Source organism: Streptomyces sp. a15, from assembly GCF_059026085.1.
Genome location: NZ_JBWLKM010000084.1, coordinates 24592 through 34533 on the forward strand (window position 1 = coordinate 24592; position 9942 = coordinate 34533).

Annotated in this window: 12 protein-coding genes; 6 read left to right on the forward strand and 6 right to left on the reverse strand. The window is 70.9% G+C overall.

From position 1 onward, the window contains the following. The first annotated feature begins 54 nt into the window (after positions 1–54). The 4 genes from AC5P09_RS42990 (at position 55) to AC5P09_RS43005 (ending at position 2705) form a co-directional block, all read left to right on the forward strand. Entirely contained in the window at positions 55–639 is a 585-nt protein-coding gene (locus AC5P09_RS42990; RefSeq protein WP_493879132.1) for a TerD family protein, read from the forward strand. 67 nt (positions 640–706) lie between these two features. Next, positions 707–982, forward strand: a complete 276-nt coding sequence (locus tag AC5P09_RS42995; protein ID WP_493879133.1) for a twin-arginine translocase TatA/TatE family subunit — start codon at positions 707–709, stop codon at positions 980–982. A 113-nt stretch (positions 983–1095) separates the two neighbouring features. Beyond that, positions 1096–1359 (forward strand): GlsB/YeaQ/YmgE family stress response membrane protein, encoded by a 264-nt coding sequence (locus tag AC5P09_RS43000; RefSeq protein WP_493879134.1) that lies wholly within the window; start codon positions 1096–1098, stop codon positions 1357–1359. 482 nt (positions 1360–1841) lie between these two features. After that, entirely contained in the window at positions 1842–2705 is an 864-nt protein-coding gene (locus AC5P09_RS43005) for a COG4705 family protein (RefSeq protein WP_493879135.1), read from the forward strand. Here the strand turns inward: AC5P09_RS43005 and AC5P09_RS43010 are convergent. From AC5P09_RS43010 to AC5P09_RS43030, 5 genes are read right to left on the reverse strand one after another with little or no spacing between them, the layout of a single operon-like run. Then, positions 2686–4065 (reverse strand): sensor histidine kinase, encoded by a 1380-nt coding sequence (locus AC5P09_RS43010; protein WP_493879136.1) that lies wholly within the window; start codon positions 4063–4065, stop codon positions 2686–2688. The two genes, AC5P09_RS43005 and AC5P09_RS43010, sit on opposite strands and share 20 nt — an antisense overlap. Continuing rightward, on the reverse strand, positions 4062–4724 hold the full coding sequence (locus AC5P09_RS43015) for a response regulator transcription factor (RefSeq protein WP_493879137.1): 663 nt from the start codon (positions 4722–4724) through the stop codon (positions 4062–4064). Before AC5P09_RS43015 ends, AC5P09_RS43010 begins: the two co-directional genes overlap by 4 nt. After that, a complete protein-coding gene (locus AC5P09_RS43020; RefSeq protein WP_493879138.1) occupies positions 4678–5412 on the reverse strand; it encodes a phosphatase PAP2 family protein in 735 nt (244 codons plus the stop codon). Before AC5P09_RS43020 ends, AC5P09_RS43015 begins: the two co-directional genes overlap by 47 nt. After that, entirely contained in the window at positions 5409–6014 is a 606-nt protein-coding gene (locus AC5P09_RS43025) for a phosphatase PAP2 family protein (protein ID WP_493879139.1), read from the reverse strand. The genes AC5P09_RS43020 and AC5P09_RS43025 overlap by 4 nt, the downstream gene beginning before the upstream one ends. Further along, positions 6011–6715: a DedA family protein gene (locus AC5P09_RS43030; protein WP_493879140.1), complete on the reverse strand. Its 705-nt coding sequence runs from the start codon at positions 6713–6715 to the stop codon at positions 6011–6013. The genes AC5P09_RS43025 and AC5P09_RS43030 overlap by 4 nt, the downstream gene beginning before the upstream one ends. Positions 6716–6830: 115 nt before the next feature. On the opposite strand from AC5P09_RS43030, the gene AC5P09_RS43035 reads away from it, so the two are divergent. Both AC5P09_RS43035 and AC5P09_RS43040 read left to right on the forward strand, forming a co-directional pair. After that, a complete protein-coding gene (locus tag AC5P09_RS43035; protein ID WP_493879141.1) occupies positions 6831–7202 on the forward strand; it encodes a BlaI/MecI/CopY family transcriptional regulator in 372 nt (123 codons plus the stop codon). Beyond that, positions 7199–8140 carry a M48 family metalloprotease gene (locus tag AC5P09_RS43040; protein WP_493879142.1) on the forward strand — a complete coding sequence of 314 codons (942 nt, stop codon included), beginning with the start codon at positions 7199–7201 and terminating at the stop codon, positions 8138–8140. The genes AC5P09_RS43035 and AC5P09_RS43040 overlap by 4 nt, the downstream gene beginning before the upstream one ends. A 208-nt stretch (positions 8141–8348) precedes the next feature. Here the strand turns inward: AC5P09_RS43040 and AC5P09_RS43045 are convergent, their stop codons facing one another. Next, a complete protein-coding gene (locus AC5P09_RS43045; protein WP_493879143.1) occupies positions 8349–9191 on the reverse strand; it encodes a site-specific integrase in 843 nt (280 codons plus the stop codon). Between the last annotated feature and the right edge of the window lie 751 nt (positions 9192–9942).

Here is a 9942-nt window from a genome sequence, read left to right on the forward strand (position 1 = left end):
AGAGCCGCGCGGTCCGGCCCACCCGCGCCACAAGCCTGAAGGAGAACTCCCCTCATGTCGGTCAACCTCAGCAAGGGCCAGCAGATCAGCCTCAACAAAGCCGACGGCAGCGCCCTGACCTCCGTCCGCATGGGCCTGGGCTGGCAGGCCGCACCCCGCAAGGGGTTCCTGGCCAAGGTCCTCGGAGGCGGCGAGATCGACCTGGACGCCTCCGCGCTGCTCTTCGCCTCGGGACAGCTCGCCGATGTCGTCTTCTTCCAGCACCTGACGAGCAACGACGGTTCGGTCCGGCACACGGGCGACAATCTCGTCGGCGGAACGGGCGCCGGAAGCGACGACGAGGCCGTTCTCGTCGACCTGGACCGGGTCCCCGCCCACATCGACCAGATCGTCTTCACCGTCAACTCCTTCACCGGCCAGACCTTCGCCGAGGTGCAGAACGCCTTCTGCCGCCTGGTCGACGAGACCACGGGCACCGAACTGGCCCGCTACACCCTCACCGGCGGCGGGAAGCACACCGCCCAGATCATGGCGAAGGTCCACCGCAGCAGCGGCGGCTGGCAGATGGGGGCCATCGGCGAACCCGCCGTTGGCCGCACGTTTCAGGACCTGATGCCGGCCATCTCTCCTCACCTGTAGAGCACGGCTTCCGCAGAAACGCTCGGCCGCGTCCGGTACCCCGGCTCAACGACAAGGACAAAAACCCATGTTCGGACTGAGTGAACTCACCGTCGTCCTCATCGTCGTCATAGCCGTCCTCGCCGCCAAGAAGCTCCCCGAACTCGCCCGTTCGGCAGGCAAGTCGGCCCGCATCCTCAAGGCCGAGGCCCATGCCATGAAGGACGAGCAGGAGAGCACGGAAGGCAACACCGAGCCGCGCGTCATCCAGGACGAAGCCGCTTCTCATGTCAACGGCAGCGGCCAGACCTCCACGTCTCACACCCACACGCCGGAAACGGCACAGTCAAGGCCGCAGGGCTGAGCAGCCGAACCTGGCACACGCTGCGCCTCACCTCCTCAGTCAGCAGAACGGAGTGACGCAGCTTCGAACGGGCACTCGCATGCCGCCAACGACTGACGGGTGAAAGGCCGCTCATGGAAATTTCAGGCGTCATCAGCGCGATCGTCATCGGCATGGTGATCGGAGTCCTTGGCCGCCTCGTCCTTCCCGGCCGCCAGCGCATCGGCATCCTCTGGACGATCCTCATCGGCATCATCGCCGCGTTCATCGGCACCGGCATCGCCTCCGGCCTCGACGTCGCCGACACAAAGGGCGTCGACTGGGTCGAGTGGCTCTTCCAGATCGCCCTTGCGGCCCTTGGTGTCGCCGCGGTCAGCAAGGTCAAGCTGCGTCACTGAACGCAACCACGTTGCCGCCAGGCAGCCTTCGGCATCGCGACCGAACAGACTGTCGCCGGTACGCCGACCGCGGACAACCTGCGGTCGGCCAGGCAGTGCTGCCCGATCGCCGCCAGCGGCACGTGAAGAACACGCACCCGGCCTGATCTCCTGTTCCAGGACGCCCCTCATCGCTGAGCGTCTGCGCGACGGGGTCCACCTGCTCGGTCGCTCCCAGATGGAGCAGGGCGGCCAGCACGACGGAACCGGTCAGTGCGGGGTGCGCCGCTGTCGTCAAACTCTTGTGGCCACGGTGATCGACGGAGGTCGGAGGCCGGAGAAGCGCGTGCATGCCGGCAAGGCAACCGGCGCCCGATGAGGCGTGTACCGCTCGGCGTATGAAGCTTCGACGAAGGATGCCTGTGGCCTGCCCGGCGTCCCGTCGCAGTCCACGATGTGCCAGTCAGGATGCGTTCAGGCAACTGGTGGCACGGTCGGGCCCCATGACACACGAGACATCCGAGACTCCACAGATCCCCGCCACACCCACCTCGGCGTCGGCCCCGGTCCGTCACCGGCTGCGCTGGAACAAGGTTCCCGAAGTCACCGTGTACTTCTGGGTGATCAAGGTGCTGTGCACGACGGTCGGTGAGACCGCGGCCGACATGCTGAACGAGAAGCTGGGCCTGGGCCTGACCGGTGTGTCGCTGCTGATGAGCGTGCTGCTGGCAGCGGTGCTCGTCTGGCAGTTCCGTACGACCGCCTACCGAGCCGGTGTGTACTGGTCGGCCGTGGCCCTGATCAGCGTCGTTGGCACCCTGATCAGCGACAACCTCACCGACAACCTGGGCGTCCCGCTCGAGCTGAGCACCACGGTGTTCGCGTTCGTCCTCGCGGTCGTGTTCGTCGTCTGGTACCGCCGTGAGCGGACCCTGTCCATCCACAGCATCGACAGCCTCGGCCGCGAGTCGTTCTACTGGCTCGCGGTGCTGTTCACCTTCGCGCTGGGCACGGCGGCCGGTGACCTGGTGGCCGAGCGCATGGCCCTCGGCTACTGGGTGTCGGCGCTCCTCTTCGCCCTCGCGATCGCCGCGGTCGCCGTGGTGCACTTCGCGCTGGGCTTCGACGCCGTGTGGAGCTTCTGGATCGCGTACGTCCTCACCCGGCCGCTGGGCGCCTCGGTGGGCGACTACCTGTCGCAGCCGACCGCGGACGGCGGCCTCGGCCTGGGCACGGTGGTCACCAGCGTGCTGTTCCTGGCGGTTATCCTCGGCCTCGTCGTGTTCCTGACGGTGACGCGGAAGGATGTCCCGGAGCCCGCGAGGGACGCCTCCGCGCGGGGTGGGGTCATCCAGCGGGCAGGCTGATCGCGAACCCCGCCCCGGGCGTGTGCCCCGAGGCGTGGGTCACCTCGCCGCCGGCGGAGCGGGCCAGGCGTCGCGCGAGCGGCAGTCCCAGGCCCGCTCCGCCGTGCCCGTCGGCGGGATCGGCACGCCGCCCCGGCTGGAAGAGCTGCCCGGCGAAGTGCGGCGGCACGCCGGGGCCGTCGTCGGTGACGTCGATGCGTACGCCGTCCGGCTGCCGGACCGCCACAACGGTGACGCGCGAGTGCGCGTACCGCAGGGCGTTGTCGAGGAGGGGGCTGACGATGCGTTCGAGGAGCGCGGGAGGAACACCGGCGTTCAGACGCGGGTTCGCCACGTCGACGACGACCTGCACGTGGCTGGGGACGTCGAGGCGTTCGGTGAGCCGGCGCAGCATGGGCAGGACCTCGGCGGTGCCCGGGACGGTGGACGCGCTGCCCCGGGCGTCGTCCAGCAGGGTGTCGCAGATGGTGCGCATGGACTGGGCGGCGTCGGCGATGGCCGCGTGGGCGGCCCGGGTGTCGGCCGTCGAACGGGGACGGGCCTGCCACCAGTCGAGCTCGGCGATGATCCGGCTGAGCGGGGTTCGCAGTTCGTGCGACAGCTCCCGGGTGAGCTGCTGCTCGTGCCGCAGCACCGCGCGGATACGGTCCAGGAGAGCGTCCAACGACGCACCGAGACGGGCGAGTTCGACGGGACGTCCCGTGCCGCCGAAGCGCTCGGTGGAGGCGATGGCGCTCCACTGGGTGGCCTGGTCGGTCATGGTGTGTACGGGGCGCAGCGCACGGCCGACGACCAGCCGCGTCAGCACGTAGGTGCAGGCGAGGACGGCGGCGTCGAGGGCGAGGGACGCGAGGAGCAGGGTGTCGGCCGAACTGCGATAGGGGGACAGGTCCAGGGCGGTGACGACGGCAGCGGTGCCGCCTATGGCCTGTGCACACAGCCGGACGGGAGCACCGTCGTGTTCAAGAGTGGCGCAGTGCTGCCCGCCACGCGCGGCGAGCCGGTTGGCGGCGCGGGTGACGGGGCTGGTGGGCGCGGCGGTGGGCGGCCGTTCGAGCAGGCGCGTGCCCGCGTAGATCCACACGTTGGTGTCGAGGAGCTCGTCGTTCGACGTCTCCCGGACCCGCACTCCCGCACGGCCGGTGTCGACGGTGGTGGCGACGGCGGCGGCCCGGGTGCGCAGCTCGTCGTCCGTCTGCCGCTGGAGGTGTTGCCGGACCACGGTGTTGAACACGACGGTGAGGATCACCATCAGGAAGGCGGCGGTGGCGAGGGCCACCAGGGAGAGCCGGCCGCGCAGCGTGCGGGGCGCCAGACGGGAAGCCGGCAGGGAGAGCAGCCGGGGCAGGAGTGCCGTCATGACAGGCGGTGGCCGATTCCGCGGGCGGTGGTCACGGTCAGAGCGCTGCCGCTGTCACGGAGCTTGCGGCGCAGCCGGGTCAGGTACTGGTCGAGGGTGTTGTCGTTGACGTGCGCGCCCTCGGGCCAGCCCGCTCTGATCAGCTCACGCCGGCGCACGATGTCGCCGGAGGCGGCCATGAGTGTGGCCAGCAGCCGGAACTCCGTGGGGGTCAGATCCACCTGGGCGCCGTGGACGGTGAGACTGTGCCGGACGGCGTCCAGGGCCAGGTCCCCGGTCGCTGCGGTCGGGCGAGGGCCGGAGCGTTTGAGCGCGGCCCGCAACCGGGCGACGAGTTCGGCCAGGTGGAAGGGCTTGGGCAGGTAGTCGTCGCCGCCGGCGGAGAACCCGCTGAGCCGGTCCGTGAGCCGGTGATGCGCCGTCAGGAAGACGACGGGGAAGAGGAGTCCGTTCGCCCTCATGGCCTGGCAGACGTCCCGCCCGTCCGCGTCGGGCAGTCCCACGTCGAGCACGGCCCCGGCGAAGTCGTGGCGGGCCAGGCGCAGAGCGGTCGCACCGTCCTGCGCGGGCACGGCATCGAAGTCCTCGTCGCGCAGGCCGCGCAGCAGCACGTCACGCAGGGCGTGATCGTCCTCGACGACCAGGATTCTGGGGCGCATGGTGGTCAACCTTCCCTGTCGTGTCTCGCGTGCCGTTGATGTCCTGCTCGGGCAGCCACCTGGCCGCCGCACCGAGGCACAACCCCAGCCAGCCGATGCCGAACAGCCAGCCGCCGAGGACGTCGGTGAACCAGTGCACCCCGAGGTAGACGCGGGTGAGTCCGACCACCGTCCCCCAGCAGCAGGCGGCGAGGACAAGCAGGGTTCTGCCGCGGGGAGCGGGCACGCGCACGCACACAGCGATCGCGAGCAGTCCGGCGGTCAGGGTCGCGGTGGTGGCGTGCCCGGAGGGGAACGCCCAGCCGGAGGCGTGTGTCGCCCAGTCCGGCCGGGGCGGGCGGGGCCGGGCGACGATGTCCATCACGCCGTACCGGACGGCCTGCCCGGCCCCGAGGCAGGCGACGCACAGGGCGACGGTGACCAGACGGCCGCGTACGGTCCGCGCGGCGACGACGCCCGCCAGTACGGCCAGCACGTACGGGACCACACCCGTACCGGTGGCTGTGAGCCCGCGGGCCAGCGCCAGGGCGACGGCCGGGCGGTGCCCCAAGGGCCAGGCGTGCAGGTCCTCGTCGCTGAACAGCACGTCGCCGTCGCCGCCGGCCACGACCAGGGCCAGCACGGCGAACGCGGTCAGGGCGCCCAGCCCGACGGACCCGGCCAGGTCGGCGACGTCCCTGCGGTTCACGGCGCCACCAGCAGCGGCCGTAGCCGGGTCGCGGTCAGCCGCCGCGCCAGCGCGTCGGGTCGGCTGCGTACGGCCGCGGTGAGCGGCAGCGCGACGAGCGCCCCGACCGCCAGACCGGCCACGACGTCGTGGGGGTAGTGCGCGCCGACCCAGACCCGGGAGGCGGCCATCGCGCAGGCGGCCACCACCGCGACCGCACCGAGCCGGCGGGAGACGAAGAGCAGCGCGACGGCGGCCGCGGCGGCTATCGCCGCGTGGTTGCTGGGGAACGACCAGTCACCCGGCGCCGGACACGCCTCCAGCGTCGTCACCCGCAGGCTCTGGCAAGGGCGGTCCTCTCGCACCACCAGTTTCAGCGCGTCGTTGACCGCGTACGCCGCGACGACGGTCACTGGTGCGGCCAGCGCGATCACCGCCGCGGGGGCGCCGAACCGGCGCGCCCGCCACCAGCCCACGACCATGAGGACGCCGAACAGTCCCAGGCCGTACGTCGACCAGACGGACACCAGGCCGTCCAGCCAGGCGGGCGAGCGGTGGGCCAGATCCACCACGTCGGTGTAGACGGAACCGTCGATCGAGGCTCCGTCGAAGGCGAGCATCATCCCTCGATCCCCTTCTGTCCGACGGCCGCCCGGCGGGAGCGGTACAGCTCGGCGGCGAGCGGAACCAGCGAGAGGGCGACGATCACCCCGACCATCGGGAGCAGATAGCGGTCCACGTTCGGAACGGACGAGCCGAGGGCGTACCCGGCGAGGACGAGACCCAGGCTCCAGACGAGCCCGCCGACCGCCTGCCACACAGTGAACGTGCGTAGGGGCACCCGCAAGGCGCCCGCCATGGGATTCAGCACCGTACGCACCACCGGCACGAACCGGGCCAGCACGATCGCCTTCGCGGGCCCGTACCGCTCCAGCAACTCCTTGGCGCGCCGGGCCCCTTGATGCATACGGGCCGAGCGGGAGCGGGCGAGCAGCGCCCCGCCCGCCTTCCGCCCGATCAAATAGCCGCACTGCGAGCCGGCCAGCGCACCCGCGGCGGCGACGACCAGCAGCGGTGTCAGGGACAGCCCCAGGCCGCCGGAGCCCGTCCCGGTGCACAACAGGCCCGCTGTGAACAGCAGGGAGTCACCGGGCAGGAAGAAGCCGACCAACAACCCCGTCTCGGCGAACAGCACCACGCCGACCCCCAGCACGCCGAAGGCGGACAGCAACGACTGGGCGCTGAGCACGTTCACCGCCAACTGCGATGCCGCGGGCGGCGCGGCCACGGCCGCGAGCCCTGTCAGCCCTGTCAGCCCTGTCATGGGCGAGCCCTCTCATACTGGACGGACGGGAGCACGCGGACGCGGCACCCGAGCGACTACAATCCTGTAGACGGTCTACTGCACTGTAGACGATGGCGGGGGGAGGATCGTTCCCATGACCGACGCGAAGGACGAACGCCGACCGGCGGGCGAGCTGGAGGCCAGTGTCATGGCCGCGCTGTGGGCCGCCGGAGCCCCGCGCACACCGGGTCAGGTGCAGACCGACCTCGCCGTGCACCTGGCCCGCACCACCGTGACCACGATCCTGACCCGCCTGCACAACAAGGGCGTCCTCGGCCGCGAGCGCCAGGGCCGCGGCTACGCGTACTTCCCCGTCGAGGACGCCCCCGGCCTCACCGCCCGCCGTATGCACAGTGAACTCGACCGGGACGCCGACCGCGAGGCGGTCCTGGCCCGCTTCGTCGCTCGGCTCAGCGACGACGACGAGCGGATCCTGCGCGAACTCCTGGAATCGGGTGAGCAATGACCGCTCCGCTACTGATCCTGCTGCTCGTCCCGCTGCTCCTGCCCTTCGCTGCCCGGCCGCTGGCCGGGCACACGCTCAACCGCCTCGACCCCGTCGCCGCGCTGTGGACGCTGACCCTCACCGCGCTCGTGCTGGCCGGCGCCTGCGTGTCCGCGCTCGGCGCGCTGGTCCTGACGGGCCTGCTCAAACTGCCCCTCTTCGCCACGCTCGGCGAACTCGTCCACCCCCTGCCCACGCCGCCGGACACCCTCGTCCTGCCCATGGCCGCGGCGGCCACCGGCATCCTCACCGTGAGCGCCTGGACCCTGCTTCGCTCCGCCCTGCGCCAGATCCACGCCTTCCGCACCGCCCGCAGACAGGCAGACCACAGCTCCACGGCGGGCGACCTGTGCGTCATCGACTCGCCCCACCCGGACGCGTACTCCCTGCCCGGCCGGCCGCACCGCATCGTCGTCACCACCGCGATGCTCCGCAGCCTCGGCCCCGCCGAGCGCGAAGCCCTCTTCGCCCACGAGCGCGCCCACAACGCGGGCAACCACTACCGCTTCCTGCTCGCCGCGGAACTCGCGGCGCACTGCCACCCCGGCCTGCGCCGCCTCCGCGACACCATCCAACTCGCCGCGGAACGCGACGCCGACGAGGCAGCCGCCACCGCCGTCGGCGACCGCCACCTGACCGCGCGTGCGATCGCCCGCGCGGCCCTCGCCACCCGGGCATCCCCCTCCAGTCGCCCGGACTTCGCCTCAGCGGCGACCACCGGTCCCGTCCCCCACCGGGTCGCGGCCCTCCTCGCGCCCCCCGTCGGCCGCCCCCGAACGGCCTCCTGGATCGCCGTACTCCTCGCCGCCTGTACGACCGTCTCGGCCTGCTCCGCGGCGACCGCCCTGGTCGATTTCCACCACGAGGTAGAGGTCGCCCAGGGCGAGGCCCACCCGTAACCACCCCAACTCAATGCACCAGAAGCGCCCAAACTACGGCAAAGTGGTCTAGGCGTGGTCAGTTCACGTGTCATCGTTCAGGCCATGCAGACACAGCACCGATGAACAAGCCCTAGCCGCTGACCTGGGGTTTCATCGTGGAGCGGGTGACGAGAATTGAACTCGCGCTCGCCTTGGGAAGCTGAGCCTCTGCCATGCCGAGCCCCACTTACTCCTGGTTGGGCTCCGGCGGCTGGTCGTAGGTGCTCAACAGGCCCTCAATGCGCTGGTTGTTGATGGACTGCCGGTCATACAGACACTTCGCGTACGGGGACAGAAGAACCTCAGCACTGTTGCCGGCACGCTGGGTGACCTCGGCCGGGCCCGCGCCCGCACACAGCCAGGTGGACAAGGCGGAGTGCCGCAGGTCGTACGGGCGCTTCGCGAGCGGGGTACTGGCGAGGGCGGGTGACAGGGCGAGGTCGCGGGTCTCGTCCCAGACCCGGTAATAGGTGGTGTAGCTGATGATGCCGCCATGTTCGGTGAAGAACAGCCGACCGTCGTCCGCCGTGCCGAAAGTAGCGACGCTCTCACGCCACAAGGCCACACTGCCACCAGCTGCGGCGGCAGCGGCACGACCCTCGTCTCTCCCGGCGGACGGTTCCTCAGACCGCGCTCGTCGTGGAGACGGCCGGTGCCGGTCCATCGTTGCCCCCTGCGGCAGGGTACGGTGCGCGACCAGCCTCCCCCAGCCGGTTCTGGGCAGTCGGCAGTCCGGCAGGGCAACGGCGATGGCCTCCTCCGGGCGCAGGCCCGCGTAGTACATGCCCGCGAACAGACCGACCAGCCGACGGCCGCGCGCACGTCTGTATCCGCCGACGTAGGAAATGGCGGCCAGCAGATCGCGTGCCTGGTGCGGGTTGGCCACCACCCGCGGCTCCACCGAGACCGCCGGCTTGGGCACCCGCCAACGGATCCGGTCCAGCGGGTGGCTGCCCAACTCGCCCCGCCCGATGGCGTAGTGGAGGGCGTGCACCAGCCCCTTGCGTTTACGGCGCAGCGACTCCAGCACATCCCCAGGACCGGATCGTGCAGGTCGACCAGGGGCCGGGACGACTTCGCCACCCACTACAGCACCAGCCGGTCCCCCGCCGGCAACTCCCACTCCCCGACCTGGCCGGCCTTGGCACCGGCCCTGCGATGGGCGGCATCACCATCGCCACCCAGAACAGCGACCCGCACACCGACATGGGCACCGCCACGGCGATCGGCTCTACCATCGCCTGGTCCGGCACCATCGCCGGACTCCTCGCCCTTGCCGCACTCCTCCTCATGCGGGACATCCCATCCCCCACGGCCCGGGGCCCACCGCGCCGCCCCACAGAGCGGGCAGACACCCGCCTCCGCCCGCTGACGCCGAAACCCCGTAAGGCGCGCTGGGTCGCCACCTGCGCGAACTGGGCCCCGTACAGGCGCGCGTATGCGCCCCCGGCAGCCAACAGCTCCTCGTGTGGGGAGTGTCATGCATTAGGTGGAAGCCCTCTCAGAAGGGACACCTGATGGACGTGAAGACGGGTCACCTGATCGAGTTCGCTGACGGCGTGTCGGTTGCAGTGCCGGACCAGGAGGTTGACGGTTCCGACGTGGCACACGCAACCATGACGAAGAGCTGGGAGACCATCTTGGCGCGATGCCCCGGAGCTTCGAACGGCACCGGCGCATAATCTCGAGGCCCACTCCCCGCGACCTAGGGGGTGTTTCGAAAGTCCTGTGCGGTGCCCGCGGTGTCCGGTGCGTGCTCTCGGTGTGCCGGACGAAAGGCC